At 55.5% G+C, this 16082-nt stretch carries 14 protein-coding genes; 13 read left to right on the plus strand and 1 reads right to left on the minus strand.

Annotation, left to right across the window (positions count from 1 at the left end; translation table 11 throughout):
* Nucleotides 1-174 precede the first annotated feature (174 nt).
* From ilvI to cra, 3 genes are all read left to right on the plus strand, one after another.
* On the plus strand, nucleotides 175-1896 hold the full coding sequence (gene ilvI, locus DPA2511_RS03275) for an acetolactate synthase 3 large subunit (protein WP_012764264.1): 1722 nt from the start codon (nucleotides 175-177) through the stop codon (nucleotides 1894-1896).
* A 2-nt stretch (nucleotides 1897-1898) separates the two neighbouring features.
* On the plus strand, nucleotides 1899-2390 hold the full coding sequence (gene ilvN / locus DPA2511_RS03280) for an acetolactate synthase small subunit (RefSeq protein ID WP_012764265.1): 492 nt from the start codon (nucleotides 1899-1901) through the stop codon (nucleotides 2388-2390).
* A gap of 226 nt (nucleotides 2391-2616) precedes the next feature.
* Entirely contained in the window at nucleotides 2617-3621 is a 1005-nt protein-coding gene (gene cra / locus DPA2511_RS03285) for a catabolite repressor/activator (protein WP_012764266.1), read from the plus strand.
* Between the two features lie 100 nt (nucleotides 3622-3721).
* On the opposite strand, the gene DPA2511_RS03290 is transcribed toward cra, so the two are convergent.
* Nucleotides 3722-4183 carry an L-alanine exporter AlaE gene (locus DPA2511_RS03290; protein ID WP_012764267.1) on the minus strand — a complete coding sequence of 154 codons (462 nt, stop codon included), beginning with the start codon at nucleotides 4181-4183 and terminating at the stop codon, nucleotides 3722-3724.
* Between the two features lie 865 nt (nucleotides 4184-5048).
* On the opposite strand from DPA2511_RS03290, the gene mraZ reads away from it, so the two are divergent.
* From mraZ to murG, 10 genes are read left to right on the plus strand one after another with little or no spacing between them, the layout of a single operon-like run.
* Nucleotides 5049-5507 (plus strand): division/cell wall cluster transcriptional repressor MraZ, encoded by a 459-nt coding sequence (mraZ, locus tag DPA2511_RS03310; protein ID WP_012764269.1) that lies wholly within the window; start codon nucleotides 5049-5051, stop codon nucleotides 5505-5507.
* 2 nt (nucleotides 5508-5509) lie between these two features.
* A complete protein-coding gene (gene rsmH / locus DPA2511_RS03315) occupies nucleotides 5510-6451 on the plus strand; it encodes a 16S rRNA (cytosine(1402)-N(4))-methyltransferase RsmH (RefSeq protein ID WP_012764270.1) in 942 nt (313 codons plus the stop codon).
* Entirely contained in the window at nucleotides 6448-6771 is a 324-nt protein-coding gene (gene ftsL / locus DPA2511_RS03320; protein ID WP_012764271.1) for a cell division protein FtsL, read from the plus strand. Before rsmH ends, ftsL begins: the two co-directional genes overlap by 4 nt.
* A gap of 21 nt (nucleotides 6772-6792) precedes the next feature.
* Nucleotides 6793-8556, plus strand: a complete 1764-nt coding sequence (locus DPA2511_RS03325; RefSeq protein WP_012764272.1) for a peptidoglycan glycosyltransferase FtsI — start codon at nucleotides 6793-6795, stop codon at nucleotides 8554-8556.
* Nucleotides 8543-10027, plus strand: a complete 1485-nt coding sequence (murE, locus tag DPA2511_RS03330; RefSeq protein ID WP_012764273.1) for a UDP-N-acetylmuramoyl-L-alanyl-D-glutamate--2,6-diaminopimelate ligase — start codon at nucleotides 8543-8545, stop codon at nucleotides 10025-10027. Before DPA2511_RS03325 ends, murE begins: the two co-directional genes overlap by 14 nt.
* A complete protein-coding gene (gene murF, locus DPA2511_RS03335) occupies nucleotides 10024-11385 on the plus strand; it encodes a UDP-N-acetylmuramoyl-tripeptide--D-alanyl-D-alanine ligase (RefSeq protein WP_012764274.1) in 1362 nt (453 codons plus the stop codon). Before murE ends, murF begins: the two co-directional genes overlap by 4 nt.
* Entirely contained in the window at nucleotides 11379-12461 is a 1083-nt protein-coding gene (mraY, locus tag DPA2511_RS03340) for a phospho-N-acetylmuramoyl-pentapeptide-transferase (protein ID WP_012764275.1), read from the plus strand. The genes murF and mraY overlap by 7 nt, the downstream gene beginning before the upstream one ends.
* Before the next feature lie 2 nt (nucleotides 12462-12463).
* Nucleotides 12464-13777, plus strand: a complete 1314-nt coding sequence (gene murD / locus DPA2511_RS03345; protein ID WP_012764276.1) for a UDP-N-acetylmuramoyl-L-alanine--D-glutamate ligase — start codon at nucleotides 12464-12466, stop codon at nucleotides 13775-13777.
* Entirely contained in the window at nucleotides 13777-14979 is a 1203-nt protein-coding gene (ftsW, locus tag DPA2511_RS03350) for a cell division protein FtsW (protein ID WP_012764277.1), read from the plus strand. Before murD ends, ftsW begins: the two co-directional genes overlap by 1 nt.
* Nucleotides 14976-16067, plus strand: coding sequence for an undecaprenyldiphospho-muramoylpentapeptide beta-N-acetylglucosaminyltransferase (murG, locus tag DPA2511_RS03355; RefSeq protein ID WP_012764278.1), 1092 nt, complete (start codon nucleotides 14976-14978; stop codon nucleotides 16065-16067). Before ftsW ends, murG begins: the two co-directional genes overlap by 4 nt.
* The last annotated feature ends 15 nt before the right edge of the window (nucleotides 16068-16082 follow it).

Genomic DNA, 16082 nt, shown 5'->3' on the forward strand with positions numbered 1-16082 from the left:
TCGTTTCCCCTTTAACAGTTCGTTTACCGAAATGAAGCGCCTAGACCTGTGGGCAAGCGTTTGCCTGCACTATAATCTGGCGTTATGTTAATAAGTTATATCGAAATATAACGTTAGGCGGGGTATCCCGCGTTAAACGGAAGCAATTCGCATCTGAACAGAAGAGGCAAACCCATGGAGATGTTGTCAGGCGCCGAAATGGTGATCCGATCGTTGATCGATCAGGGCGTTAAGCACGTGTTCGGCTATCCAGGCGGCGCGGTGCTGGATATTTACGATGCCCTGCATACGGTTGGCGGCATAGAGCATATTCTGGTGCGTCATGAACAAGGCGCGGTACATATGGCGGACGGGTATGCCCGTGCCACGGGCGAGGTGGGCGTCGTGTTGGTGACTTCGGGGCCGGGGGCGACCAACGCCATTACCGGTATCGCCACGGCTTACATGGACTCCATCCCGTTGGTGGTGATTTCCGGCCAGGTCGCTACCTCGTTGATTGGTTATGATGCGTTTCAGGAGTGTGACATGGTCGGGATTTCCCGGCCGGTGGTGAAACACAGCTATCTGGTCAAGCAGACGGAAGACATTCCCACCGTACTCAAAAAGGCCTTCTATCTGGCAGCCAGCGGGCGTCCCGGCCCTGTCGTGGTGGATCTGCCGAAAGATATTCTCAATCCGGCGAAAAAACTGCCTTACGCTTATCCCGATCACGTTGCCATGCGTTCCTACAACCCGACTGTTCAGGGGCATAAAGGGCAGGTGAAACGTGCATTGCAGACGTTGCTGGCGGCGGAGCGCCCTGTGGTTTATGCCGGGGGCGGCGTTATTAATGCAGGCTGCCATCAGGAATTGCGTGAGCTGGTGGAAAAATTGAATTTGCCGGTCGCCGAGTCATTGATGGGGCTGGGCGGTTTCCCTGGCACGCATCGCCAGAGTCTGGGGATGCTGGGTATGCACGGTACTTACGAAGCCAATATGGCGATGCACAATGCGGATGTGATTTTCGCCGTCGGCGTGCGTTTTGACGATCGCACCACCAATAATCTGGCGAAATACTGCCCGAATGCCACGGTGTTGCATATCGACATCGATCCTACTTCCATTTCCAAAACGGTGGCGGCGGATATTCCCATCGTCGGCGATGCTCGCCAGGTACTCGGGTTGATGCTGGAACTGTTGGCTCAGGGCGGGGAAGCGCAACAGAATTTTGATACATTGCGCGATTGGTGGCAGCGTATCGAGCAATGGCGCGCCCGCCAATGCCTGAAATACAACCCCGAAGGGGACACCATTAAACCTCAGGCTGTCATCGAGACGTTGCACCGCCTGACGCAGGGTAAGGCTTATGTTGCCTCTGATGTCGGTCAGCACCAGATGTTTGCCGCACTGTATTATCCGTTCGATCTGCCGCGACGCTGGGTCAATTCCGGTGGGTTGGGCACGATGGGGTTCGGTCTGCCTGCGGCATTGGGCATCAAACTGGCATTGCCGGAAGAAACGGTGGTTTGTGTGACCGGTGACGGTAGTATCCAGATGAATATTCAGGAGTTGTCCACCGCATTGCAGTATGACCTGCCTATTGTGGTTGTGAATCTTAACAACCGTTTCCTGGGAATGGTGAAGCAGTGGCAGGACATGATCTATTCCGGTCGCCACTCCAGTTCTTATATGGAATCTCTGCCTGATTTTGTTCGTCTGGCGGAAGCCTACGGTCATGTGGGGATCGCCATCGATAAGCCGGAAGAGCTGGAGCCGAAGCTGCAAGCAGCGCTGGCGCAGAAAAACCGGTTGGTGTTTGTGGATGTTCGGGTGGACAGCAGCGAGCATGTCTACCCTATGCAGATCCGTGGCGGCGGAATGGATGAAATGTGGTTAAGCAAGACGGAGAGGACCTGATCATGCGTCGGATTTTATCGGTATTGCTGGAAAACGAATCAGGTGCTCTGTCGCGCGTGGTCGGCTTGTTTTCTCAGCGTGGTTATAATATTGAAAGCCTCACGGTCGCGCCGACGGACGATCCTACGCTGTCGCGTATGACGATCCAGACGGTTGGGGATGAGAAGGTTCTGGAGCAGATCGAAAAGCAATTGCACAAGTTGGTGGACGTTCTGCGCGTCAGTGAGCTGGGGCAAGGGGCTTATGTCGAGCGCGAACTGATGCTGGTGAAGATTCAGGCGACCGGTTATGGCCGGGAGGAGGTCAAACGTACCACTGAGATTTTCCGCGGCCAAATCATTGATGTGACGCCCTCGCTGTATACCGTTCAGCTCGCGGGAGCCAGCGATAAGCTGGACGCATTTCTTAATACTGTGCGTGAAGTTGCTGAAATTGTTGAAGTCGTTCGTTCAGGGATTGTCGGTGTTTCCCGCGGTGATCGCGTGATGCGCTGAACGGTACGTTATCTGGATCAGCCCCTTTTGTCTCGAACGTCGTTAGCGGTTTACTGATAAGCGCCGGAGGTTCGATAATTATGCGGATCTCCGGTCTCTTTATGAATTAATTAAGTCATAAAAGCGGTTGCCCGTCAGTGTTTTCTGCGGTTAGATCGGTATTATATCCATGGCTAATACATGGTTATCACTTCATTCTTTTATCCGGCTTATTAAGGGGTTACCAGTGAAACTGGATGAAATCGCGCGTCTTGCGGGCGTTTCGCGTACCACCGCCAGTTACGTTATCAACGGAAAGGCAAAACAGTATCGCGTCAGCGATAAAACCGTTGAGAAGGTTATGGCTGTGGTCAGAGAGCATAATTATCATCCGAATGCTGTGGCTGCAGGTTTGCGTGCCGGGCGCACCCGATCCATCGGGTTGGTGATCCCCGATCTGGAGAACACCAGTTATACCCGTATTGCCAATTATCTGGAGCGTCAGGCCCGCCAGCGAGGCTATCAGCTACTTATCGCCTGCTCCGAAGATCAGCCTGATAATGAAATGCGTTGTATCGAGCATCTGCTGCAACGGCAGGTGGATGCAATCATTGTGTCGACGGCACTACCGCCGGAACATCCGTTTTATCAGCGTTGGGCGAATGACCCCTTACCGGTGATTGCGCTGGATCGCGCGCTGGATCGCGAGCACTTTGCCAGCGTGGTTGGCGCGGATATGGAAGATGCCGAGATGCTGGCGCAAGAACTGCGTAAAGTCCCCGCCGAATCTGTGCTCTATCTGGGTGCGCTGCCTGAGTTGTCCGTAAGTTTCCTGCGTGAGCAGGGGTTTCGCAGCGCCTGGGCCGACGATCCGCGTAAGGTGTCGTTCGTCTATGCCAATAGTTATGAGCGCAGCGCAGCGGCGGCGAGATTCGCGGATTACCTGAAAGATCACCCTATGCCGGAGGCGTTGTTCACGACCTCTTTCCCGTTGTTGCAAGGGGTGATGGATGTGACGTTGAAGCAAAGCGGACGCCTGCCCAACAATCTGGCTATCGCCACGTTTGGTGATAACGAACTGCTGGATTTCCTGGAATGCCAGGTGCTGGCCGTCGCACAGCGTCATCGCGAAGTCGCAGAACGGGTATTGGAGTTGGTGCTGGCGAGCCTGGACGAACCCCGTAAACCTAAGCCGGGGCTATATCGGATTCGGCGTAATTTATATCGTCGCGGATTTTTGAATCGTCGGTAGATTTCTGCGGCACGTTGGAAATCGTGGAGATTTCCAACGTGATAAGAGCATTCCTATTTTTTCCCGTATATTATATATACCCATCTGCTAATTCTTTCCCTTAATTACTGCCAATTCGTTGACGGTTTAGAACCGGTACGCGGAAAAGATGACGACAATATTCCAGGAAATAACCGTACACCACGCCCATTAACATTGAAATAATAGCATTACTACCCACAGCTCTTACGATTTGAGACAAGTCGGCGCCAATTGCCCACAGTATTGCGGCATACACGGGGGACTGAAAACTCACGTAGGCAAACAGGTCGGCCAGATTTCTTATCCCATGCTTGTTTTTTCCCCATTTTAATAACAACGCCACAATGCGATCCCGGTAAAGCCCATAAGGCCAGGCAATAACGATATTGACAGGAATGGAGAGTAATCGGGAGGACAGCGATTGCTGAAACGTCATTTCAGAAAGCAGCATTTCTACCGCCATACCGGTAATGAAGCAATAAATCACCATTGCAACAGTATCCGCCAGGACACTGCGCAAGCGATAAAGCAAGGGGGGCATATTTTTCTCCACTTTACTAGATGATACGTTTATTAATGATGCGATTATTTGGTTTTTAGTTTTGTGTTTTTAGCTTTTATATAGTTTACATGTCTGAATGATGTTTAATAAGTAGCTTAAAATTTTTATTTTTGTGTGTTTTTTGTTCATTATCGTGACTTTATGGGCATAGAATACTTTTTACGTGCAATTATCATTTCTTATGGATTAAAGTTTTTTAAAAACAATGCGTTGTGTTTTTATACGGATAAAGGGGAAGCAATGAGGCGAGAGAATGAGCAGAAGTGGAGGCGAAAACAGGATTTTTCGAGAAATATTTTTCACCGCAATATACTGTGAATTCAAACAGTATTTAGGCGGCATTGTTAGCAAATTTGTCGATTATGTTTCGATTATGGATATATAACGTAAATTGAAGTAATTCATTGATGTGATTGCAGTAAAAAAATGAGAAGCAGATATCAATAAAAAGAATATGACCGGTATTTATACTGATAATCAGGATATGAATTTAAAAAAACGTTTAAAAATCAAACAAAAAAATCTTTCTAAGAATTCGCTGATATTTGTGAAATACGTATCGATTTGTGTCAGGAAAAATAATATTGCGCGTAATTAAAAAACCTATATCTTAGAGCGCTTTCTTAAAAGTCATTAATTTTACTTAAATAATCACGTTATTACTCGTCATTATTTTTTCGTGGGTGTTTTTTGTGTCGGCTTTTTTCCTTCCAATTAAAGCAAGAATAATTCCCCGGCCCGTTTGTACTGGCTTGACAAGCTTTTCATCCCCTCCGTAAACTTTGAGACGTGGGATTTTGTGGGATAAAGTGGTAAAGAAGATCATGAAGGGCTAAATACTGTCATGTTTCGTGGGGCTACGCTGGTAAACCTCGACAGTAAAGGACGGCTTGCCGTACCTACCCGTTATCGGGAATTACTGAACGAGGAAGCTCAAGGGCAAATGGTATGTACCATTGACCTCCATCAGCCCTGTCTGCTGCTTTATCTTCTGCCTGAGTGGGAACTTATCGAGCAGAAACTTTCCCGCCTGTCGAGTATGCATCCTGCGGAACGCCGTGTTCAGCGGTTGTTGTTAGGGCACGCGAGCGAGTGCCAGATGGATGGGGCCGGGCGATTGCTGATTGCTCCGACCCTTAGGCAACACGCAGGATTGACAAAAGAAGTGATGCTGGTCGGTCAGTTCAACAAGTTTGAACTGTGGGATGAACAGACCTGGTATCGGCAAGTCAAGGAGGACATGGACGCTACGCAATCATCTCAGGAACCGTTGTCTGAGCGATTGCAGGATTTATCACTATAGCCATGGCAGAAACGTTTAAACATACCACCGTACTGCTGGATGAGGCTGTCAACGGTCTGAATATCCGCAGTAACGGTATCTATATCGACGGTACGTTTGGCCGCGGCGGCCACTCCCGTCTTATTCTGTCCCATCTTGGAACGGACGGTCAGCTGTTGGCGATCGATCGCGATCCTCAGGCCGTGTCCGCGGCAAGCGCGATTCATGATGCGCGTTTTTCAATTATTCACGGCCCGTTTTCGTCATTGGCCGATTATGTCGCCGAACGTGGTCTTGTCGGTCGGATCGACGGTATCTTGTTAGATTTGGGTGTTTCTTCTCCTCAGCTTGATGATCCTGAACGCGGATTCTCATTCATGCGCGATGGGCCGCTGGATATGCGCATGGATCCCTCTCGCGGCGTTTCTGCGGCTGAATGGTTGATGAACGCAGAGGCCGACGACATCGCGTGGGTGCTGAAAACCTTTGGCGAGGAGCGTTTTGCCAAACGTATCGCACGCGCAATTGTGGAGCGTAATCGCGTTGAACCGTTGACTCGTACTAAAGCGTTGGCGGAGTTGATCGCTGCTGCTTGCCCGATCCGCGAAAAACACAAACACCCGGCGACACGTTCCTTTCAGGCCATCCGGATTTATATCAACAGCGAATTGGACGAGATTGAGCGAGCTTTGGAAGGCGCTCTGCAAGTGTTGGCTCCACATGGCCGCTTATCGGTTATCAGCTTTCATTCGCTGGAAGATCGCATTGTGAAACGTTTTATCCGCCAGCATAGTCGCGGGCCCCAGGTGCCTGCCGGGTTGCCGCTGACGGAGGCTCAGTTGAAGAGCCAGGGGGGACGCACGCTGAAGGCGGTCGGGAAAATGATGCCTTCGGAAAGCGAAGTCGGGGAAAACCCGAGGGCGCGTAGTTCCGTCTTGCGTTTTGCCGAGAGATTACCTGCGTGATCGGCAATGAGCGCCACTCTCTCGGGGTGGTGATTGGCGGCGATTTGCTGCGTTATGGCAAGTTGCCGATGCTGTTGCTGATTGCCGTGCTGGTCTCCGCGATCCTGGTGGTGACGACTGCGCACCGGACACGTTTGTTGACGGCGGAGCGCGAAAGGCTGTTGCTGGAACGTGATGCGCTGGATATTGAATGGCGCAACCTCATTCTTGAGGAGAACGCGCTGGGCGATCACAGCCGCGTGGAACAAATTGCTACAGAAAAGCTTCATATGGTGCATGTCGATCCTTCACAGGAAAATATTGTGGTTAAGCAACAATGATTGAATAGGTATCGCTAAACGATGAAAGCCGCGCGCCCAGGAAAATTGAAGCGTCAGGAAGAGCATGCCAGCTTTGTCAGCTGGCGTTTTGCGTTGCTTTGCGGCGGTATTTTGCTATGCCTGGTTGGATTGATGATGCGTACCGCCTATCTGCAGGTGATCGCGCCCGATAAGCTGGTGCGCGAAGGCGATATGCGTTCGCTGCGCGTGCAGGAAATTCCGACTGCGCGGGGCATGATCAGCGACCGTGCCGGTCGTCCGTTGGCGGTCAGCGTACCGGTCAATGCCGTCTGGGCCGATCCGAAAGATCTGAACGATCATGGCGGCATCTCGCTGGATACGCGCTGGAAGGCGCTGGCTGATGCGCTGGGTATCCCGTTGGATCAGATCGCGGCGAAGATTAACGCCAATCCAGACGGACGCTTTGTTTATCTCGCGCGTCAGGTTAATCCGGCGATCGGCGAGTATATCCATAAATTGAAGCTGCCCGGCATCAACCTGCGTCAGGAATCTCGTCGTTATTATCCCTCTGGGCAGGTGACTTCCCATCTTATCGGTTTTACTAATATTGACGGGCAGGGCATTGAAGGCATTGAAAAAAGCTTCGATCGCTGGCTGACCGGCAGGCCGGGGGAGCGCACGGTACGTAAGGATCGATTCGGGCGGGTGATCGAGGATATTTCATCGGTGGACAGCCAGGCCGCGCATAATCTGGTGCTCAGTATCGACGAGCGGTTACAGGCGCTGGTCTATCGCGAACTGAACAACGCCGTAGCCTTCAACAAGGCCGAATCCGGCACCGCCGTGCTGGTGGATGTGAATACCGGCGAAGTGCTGGCGATGGCCAACAGCCCGTCCTACAACCCGAACAACCTGACGGGCACGCCGACCGACGTGATCCGTAACCGCGCCATTACTGATATTTTCGAACCCGGTTCGACCGTGAAGCCGATGGTGGTGATGACGGCGCTGCAGCGTAACGTCGTGAAGGAAAATGCGGTACTCAATACGTTGCCGTATTACATCAATGGGCATGAGATCAAGGACGTTGCGCGCAACAGCGAACTGACGCTGACGGGCGTGCTGCAGAAATCCAGTAACGTCGGGGTGTCGCATCTGGCTCTGGCGATGCCTGCTGCCGCGGTAGTGGATACTTACTCTCGTTTCGGCCTCGGTAAAGCGACCAATCTAGGGTTGGTTGGTGAAAGTCTGGGGTTGTTTCCCAACCGTCAACGTTGGTCGGATATTGAACGCGCTACCTTTTCATTCGGATATGGCCTGATGGTGACGCCGCTGCAACTGGCGCGGATGTACGCCACCATCGGTAGCTTCGGTATTTACCGTCCGCTTTCCATTACTAAAGTCGATCCTCCGGTGCCGGGGGAGCGCATATTTTCCGAGCAGATTGTCCGCACCGTGGTGCACATGATGGAGAGCGTGGCGCTGCCTGGCGGCGGCGGAACCAAAGCCGCTGTTAAAGGGTATCGTATTGCTATCAAAACCGGTACGGCGAAAAAAGTCGGCCCGGACGGCAAATACATTAACAAATATATCGCCTATACCGCCGGGGTGGCGCCCGCCAGCAATCCTCGTTTCGCGCTGGTTGTGGTCATCAACGATCCCCAGGCGGGCAAATATTACGGCGGTGCGGTATCGGCGCCGGTGTTCGGAGCCATCATGGGGGGCGTGCTGCGCACCATGAATATCGAGCCCGATGCGTTGGCGACCGGTGACAAAAGCGAATACGTGATTAACAGAAAAGAGGGTTCAGGTGGCAGATCGTAACTTGCGCGACTTGCTGGCTCCGTGGGTGGCAAATGCACCGGAGCGTGCGCTGCGGGAAATGACATTAGACAGCCGTGTAGCGGCTGCCGGGGATCTGTTTGTCGCGGTCGTCGGCCACAAAACGGATGGGCGGCACTATATTCCGCAGGCGATCGCGCAGGGCGTCGCGGCTATTGTAGCGCAGGCCGATGCCGCGTCGCCAAACGGAACCTGCTGTGAGCTGCATGGCGTCCCCGTGGTCTATCTCGACGATTTGAACCAGCGCTTGTCTGCTCTGGCCGGGCGTTTTTATCAGCATCCGTCTGACACACTGCAGCTCATCGGTGTAACGGGAACGAATGGCAAAACCACCACGGCGCAGTTGCTGGCGCAGTGGACGCAGGCGTTGGGAAAGACCAGCGCGGTGATGGGAACCGTGGGCAACGGGTTGTTAGGGCATGTGACGCCGGCCGAGAACACCACCGGGTCTGCAGTGGATGTGCAGCAGGTATTGAGCCAGTTTGTCGCTCAGGGTGCTCAGGTGGCGGCGATGGAGGTTTCGTCTCACGGGCTGGTGCAGCATCGTGTCGAGGATGTGTCGTTCGCCGCTGCTGCTTTCACCAACCTGAGCCGTGATCATCTGGATTATCACGGCGATATGGCGGGCTATGAAGCCGCCAAGTGGCGCCTGTTTTCCGAACATCGCGTTGGTCAGGCTGTGATTAACGCCGATGACGAGGTAGGGCGCCGCTGGCTCGAACGTTTGCCTGATGCCGTCGCCGTGTCCGTTCGCGGCGATATCGGCGCTGCGCGTCGGCAGTGGCTGAAGGCTACGCGGGTTGACTATCACAACAGCGGTTTTACGGTGCACTTCGATTCCTCATGGGGGCAAGGTGTCATCGACAGCAGCCTGATGGGCGCGTTCAATGTCAGTAACCTGTTGTTGTCGCTGGCGACGTTGCTGTCGCTGGGGTATCCGCTGGAACAACTGGTTATCACCGGTTCTACGCTACAGCCGGTATGCGGTAGAATGGAGGTTTTTGTTGCCGATGGCCGGCCGACCGTCGTGGTGGATTACGCCCATACGCCTGATGCATTGGAAAAAGCGCTGGAGGCGGCCCGTTTACATTGTCACGGCAAGCTGTGGTGCGTATTCGGTTGCGGCGGCGATCGCGATAAAGGTAAGCGCCCACTTATGGGGGCGATTGCGGAACAACTGGCCGACCGGGTTATCGTCACGGACGATAACCCGCGCAGCGAGGATCCTCAGGCGATCGTAAGCGATATTCTGAGCGGGTTGCTGGATGCCGGGAGAGTGCAGGCGATCGCAGGACGGGCGGAGGCAGTGACCAGCGCAATCATGCAGGCTGCCGCCGACGATGTAGTCCTGGTCGCAGGCAAAGGGCATGAAGATTATCAGTTAGTAGGCAATGAGCGGTTGGATTATTCAGATCGCATCACTGTCGCACGGCTACTGGGGGTTATCGTATGATCCGCGTCCCGTTGCAACAGTTGGCCGAAGTGCTTGGCGCCCGGTTGGTGGGTGAAAATCTCACCATCGGCGAGGTTTCCACGGATACCCGCAAATTGACGGCAGGTTGTCTGTTCGTCGCGCTGCGCGGGGAAAATTTTGATGCGCATGACTACGCTGCTGACGCTGTTGCCGGCGGCGCCGGGGCGTTGGTGGTCTGCAAGCGCTTACCTATTGAGGTTCCTCAACTGGTGGTGGCGGATACCCGGCTGGCGCTGGGCGCGCTGGCGGCCTGGGTGCGCAGCCAGTCTCACGCGCGCGTTGTTGCGCTCACCGGTTCTTCCGGTAAGACATCGGTCAAGGAAATGACGGCGTCGATTTTGCGTCAGTGCGGCAACGTGCTGTATACCGCGGGTAATTTTAATAACGACATCGGCGTGCCGTTGACGTTATTGCGTCTGGCGCCCGAACATGATTTCGCCGTGATAGAGCTTGGCGCCAATCATATTGGCGAAATCGCCTATACCACCGAGCTGGTGAAGCCGGAAACCGCGTTGGTGAACAACATCGCGGCGGCGCATCTGGAAGGATTCGGTTCTCTGGCCGGGGTGGCGCAAGCCAAAGGCGAGATCTTCGATGGGTTGCCGGAAAACGGCGTCGGCATCATCAATGCGGACAGTAACGATATCGCCCGCTGGCAGCCGTCTCTGGCCGGCAAGACGCTGTGGCGTTTTTCTTCGCAGCCGGCATCATCGGCCGATTTCCTGGCCAGTGATGTGCGTGCCGCGGATCTCGGTACGGCATTTACACTGCATACGCCGGTCGGTCAGGTAGACGTCACTCTGCCGTTGCCGGGGCGCCACAATATCGCCAATGCGCTGGCAGCCACCGCGCTGGCGATTTCCGTCGGTGCGTCTCTCGAGGCGGTTAAACTCGGGCTATCCCGGTTGCAGGCCGTACCGGGGCGCTTGTTCCCGATTCTGCTGGCGCCCGGGAAGCGTCTGCTGGACGACAGCTATAACGCCAATGTCGGTTCGATGACGGCCGCTGCTCAGGTATTGGCTGAAATGCCGGGATACCAGGTGATGGTCGTCGGCGATATGGCCGAATTGGGGCAGGAGGCTGAAGCCTGCCATCGTCAGGTGGGTGCGGCGGCGAAACTGGCCGGCATCGATAAAGTGCTGAGCGTGGGGACGTTGAGTGCGCTGATTGGCGAGGCCAGCGGCGTCGGCGAGCATTTTGATAACAAGACTGCCCTGACGGCCCGTTTGCGGGCGTTGGTGGCGGAACACAACACCATCACCGTTTTGATTAAAGGTTCACGCAGCGCGGCGATGGAACAGGTAGTACGTGCATTACAGGAGCATGCAACATGTTAGTTTGGCTGGCCGAGCATCTGGTCAAAATTTATTCCGGCTTTAACGTCTTTTCCTATTTGACGTTCCGGGCCATTGTCAGCCTGCTGACCGCACTGATTATTTCCCTGTGGATGGGGCCGCATCTGATCGCATGGCTGCAGCGGTTGCAGATAGGTCAAGTCGTTCGCAGCGAAGGGCCTGAGTCTCACTTTAGCAAGCGCGGTACGCCGACCATGGGCGGGGTGATGATTCTGGCGTCCATCGTGATTTCGGTATTGCTGTGGGTGAATCTCTCCAACCCGTATGTCTGGTGCGTGCTGCTGGTGCTGCTGGGCTACGGCATCGTCGGTTTTGTGGATGACTACCGCAAGGTCGTGCGCAAGGACACCCGGGGGCTTATCGCTCGCTGGAAGTATTTCTGGCAGTCGTTGCTGGCGCTGGTGGTGGCGTTTTCCATGTATGCGATTGGCAAGGGCACGCCCGCTACGCAATTGGTGGTGCCGTTCTTCAAAGATGTGATGCCGCAGTTGGGCTTGTTTTATATCGTGCTGGCCTATTTTGTGATTGTCGGCACCAGTAATGCGGTGAATCTGACCGATGGTCTTGATGGCCTGGCGATTATGCCGACGGTATTCGTTGCGGGAGGGTTCGCATTGGTGGCCTGGGCTACCGGCAACATGAATTTCGCCAGCTATCTGCATATTCCGTACATCCGCCACGCCAGCGAACTGGTGGTGGTCTGTACCGCCATCGTCGGCGCCGGTCTGGGATTCTTATGGTTTAACACCTACCCGGCGCAGGTTTTTATGGGGGATGTGGGTTCGCTGGCGCTGGGCGGCGCGCTGGGCACCATCGCCGTGCTGCTTCGCCAGGAGTTTCTGTTGGTCATCATGGGCGGCGTATTTGTGGTGGAAACGCTGTCCGTCATTTTGCAGGTGGGATCCTTTAAGCTGCGGGGCCAGCGGATTTTCCGCATGGCGCCGATTCATCACCATTACGAGCTTAAAGGGTGGCCGGAGCCGCGGGTGATCGTGCGCTTCTGGATTATTTCGCTGATGCTGGTGCTTATTGGACTGGTTACGCTCAAGGTGCGGTAAAAATGGACTATCAGGGTAAACAGGTTGTCATTATCGGGTTAGGGCTGACAGGGCTCTCCTGTGTTGATTTCTTCCTTTCACGCGGCGTAGTGCCTCGCGTGATGGATACCCGTGTCAGTCCGCCGGGGTTGGACAAACTGCCCGGCCATATTGAGCGTTATCTCGGCGGCCTGAATGAAACATGGCTGATGGAAGCCGACCTGATTGTAGCAAGCCCAGGTATTGCGTTGTCGACCCCGGTCTTGTGCGATGCCGCTGAGGCCGGCGTGGAAATTGTGGGCGACATCGAGTTGTTCTGCCGTGAAGCGCAGGCGCCGATCGTGGCGATTACCGGTTCGAACGGTAAAAGCACGGTGACGACGCTGGTGGGCGAGATGGCTCGCGCCGCCGGATGGGCGGTCGGCGTCGGCGGCAATATCGGCTTACCGGCGCTGGCGCTGTTGAAGCAGGAAAGCCAGCTGTATGTGCTGGAGCTTTCCAGCTTCCAACTGGAAACCACCCGCAGCCTCCATGCAGCGGCGGCGACCATTCTTAATGTGACCGAAGATCATACCAACCGTTATCCGCTGGGATTGCAGCAATATCGCGCCGCCAAGTTGCGTATTTACGAGCATGCCAACGTTTGCATCGTCAATGCCGATGATGCGTTGACTATGCCGATTCGCGGCGCGGATCCCCGCTGCCTGAGCTTTGGCGTCGACGTGGGGGATTATCATCTCAACCGTCAGCAGGGTGAAGTCTGGCTGCGCGTGAAAGGCGAACGGGTGTTGAATACCCGCGAAATCAAACTGACGGGGCAGCATAACTACACCAACGCGCTGGCGGCACTGGCGCTGGCGGATGCGGTCGGCATTCCCCGCGCTTCGGCGCTGACGGCGCTGACAACCTTCACCGGCCTGCCGCACCGCTTCCAGCTGGTGATGGACGGCAAGGGCGTTCGTTGGGTGAATGATTCCAAGGCCACCAATGTGGGCAGTACGGAAGCGGCGCTTAACGGCCTGCATCTGGATGGCACATTGCACCTGCTGCTGGGGGGCGATGGCAAATCGGCGGATTTCTCGCCGTTGCAGCACTACCTGCAGGGCGACCGGATCCGTCTGTACTGTTTTGGCCGTGACGGCGCGCAACTGGCGGCACTGCGGCCGGAGATCGCCGATCAAACGGAAACCATGGAACAGGCGATGCGGTTGATTGCCGGGCGGGTTCGCTCCGGCGATATGGTGCTGTTATCGCCGGCCTGCGCCAGCCTGGATCAGTTTCGTAGTTTCGAACATCGGGGCGATGAATTCGCCCGTCTGGCGAGGGAGTTGGGATAATGCGCTTCTTCGGGGCCTCTGCGGTTGAACGTCTGAAAAGCTGGGTGATGGGGACGCGCGAAAGCGACGATCTCAGCACGGTGCTGTATGACAGGACGTTGCTGTGGCTGACCCTGGGCTTGGCGGTTATCGGTTTTGTGATGGTGACGTCCGCCTCGATGCCGGTAGGGCAGCGTTTGGCGAGCGATCCGTTTCTGTTCGCCAAGCGTGACGCGATTTACCTTGGGCTGGCTTTGGGGTTGTCGCTGGTCACGATGCGTATTCCGATGGAAGTCTGGCAGCGTTACAGCGTGGTGCTGTTGCTGGTGTCGATAGCGATGCTGCTGGTCGTGCTGGTGGTGGGCAGTTCGGTTAACGGTGCGTCACGCTGGATTTCGCTGGGGCCTTTGCGTATTCAGCCGGCGGAATTATCGAAGCTGTCGCTGTTCTGCTATCTGGCCAGTTACATGGTGCGAAAAGTGGATGAAGTGCGGAGCAACTTCTGGGGGTTCTGCAAACCGATGGGCGTCATGGTCGTGCTGGCGGTGTTGCTGTTGGCGCAGCCGGATCTGGGCACGGTGGTCGTGCTGTTTATCACCACGCTGGCCATGCTGTTTCTGGCCGGCGCGAAGCTGTGGCAGTTTTTGGCGATTATTGGGTGCGGCGCGTTTGCGGTGGGGTTGCTGATTGTCGCCGAACCTTACCGTGTTCGCCGTGTGACGTCGTTCTGGAATCCGTGGGATGACCCGTTCGGCAGCGGCTACCAGCTTACCCAGTCGCTGATGGCGTTTGGCCGTGGCGAAGTGTGGGGGCAGGGGCTGGGTAATTCGATCCAGAAACTGGAGTATTTGCCGGAAGCGCATACCGATTTCATTTTCTCGATTTTAGGCGAGGAGCTTGGCTATCTCGGTGTGGTTTTGGCGCTGTTAATGATATTCTTCGTCGCTTTTCGGGCGATGTCGATTGGGCGCCGCGCGTTGGAGATAGACCAGCGTTTTTCCGGCTTTCTGGCCTGCGCCATCGGTATCTGGTTCAGTTTCCAGACACTGGTCAATGTCGGCGCGGCGGCGGGTATGTTGCCGACCAAAGGGTTGACGTTACCCCTCATCAGTTACGGGGGATCCAGCTTGCTGATTATGTCGACGGCGATCGTACTGTTGTTGCGCATTGATTATGAGACGCGCCTGACCAGAGCGCAGGCGTTTACGAGGAGTGCCCGATGAGTGGCGAAGGCAAGCGTTTAATGGTGATGGCGGGCGGTACCGGTGGGCATGTTTTCCCCGGACTGGCGGTAGCGCATCACCTGATGGCGCAAGGCTGGCAGGTGCGCTGGCTGGGGACGGCGGATCGTATGGAAGCGGATCTGGTGCCGAAACACGGCATCGACATTGATTTCATCCGTATCTCCGGCCTGCGGGGTAAAGGGCTGAAAGCACTGTTGCTGGCGCCGGTGCGGATTTTTCGGGCGGTATGTCAGGCCAGAGCCATTATGCGGCATTATCGGCCGGATGTGGTGCTGGGCATGGGCGGGTATGTTTCCGGCCCCGGCGGGCTGGCCGCCTGGTTGTGCGGTATTCCGGTGGTGCTGCATGAGCAGAATGGCGTTGCGGGGCTGACCAATCGCGGGTTGTCGCGTATCGCCAAAAAGGTTTTACAGGCATTTCCAGGCGCGTTTCCGCATGCGGATGTGGTGGGCAACCCGGTTAGAACCGATGTGTTGGCCTTGCCGTCGCCGCAGGAACGGTTGGCGGATCGTCAGGGGCCGGTGCGGATTCTGGTGGTCGGCGGCAGTCAGGGCGCCCGCATACTGAATCAGACGATGCCAGATGTGGCGGCGCGTTTGGGTGACGCGGTGACGATTTGGCACCAGACCGGCAAAGGCGCGCAAGGTGAAGTTGAAGCGGCTTATGGCCGCGCTGGTCGGCCTGAGCATCGCATCACTGAATTTATTGATGATATGGCGGCGGCGTATGCCTGGGCGGACGTGGTGGTATGTCGTTCCGGCGCGCTGACGGTCAGCGAGATTGCGGCGGCGGGGTTGCCCGCATTGTTTGTGCCGTTTCAGCATAAAGATCGGCAGCAATACTGGAATGCGCTGCCGCTGGAAAAAGCGGGGGCGGCCAGGATTGTCGAGCAACCGCAACTGAGCGTGGAAACCGTCAGCGACATTCTTTCCGGCTGGGATCGCGGGACATTGCGCGATATGGCGCAGAAAGCCCGAGCTGTGGCGATCCCTGATGCGACGGCGCGGGTTGCCGCCGAGGTGGTTGCCGCGGCCGATAGTCGGGTTGCTCCGGCGGCCCAACGTTAATAACAAAATCGCCGG

The sequence above is a fragment of the Musicola paradisiaca NCPPB 2511 genome (assembly GCF_000400505.1).
Taxonomy (GTDB): domain Bacteria; phylum Pseudomonadota; class Gammaproteobacteria; order Enterobacterales; family Enterobacteriaceae; genus Musicola; species Musicola paradisiaca.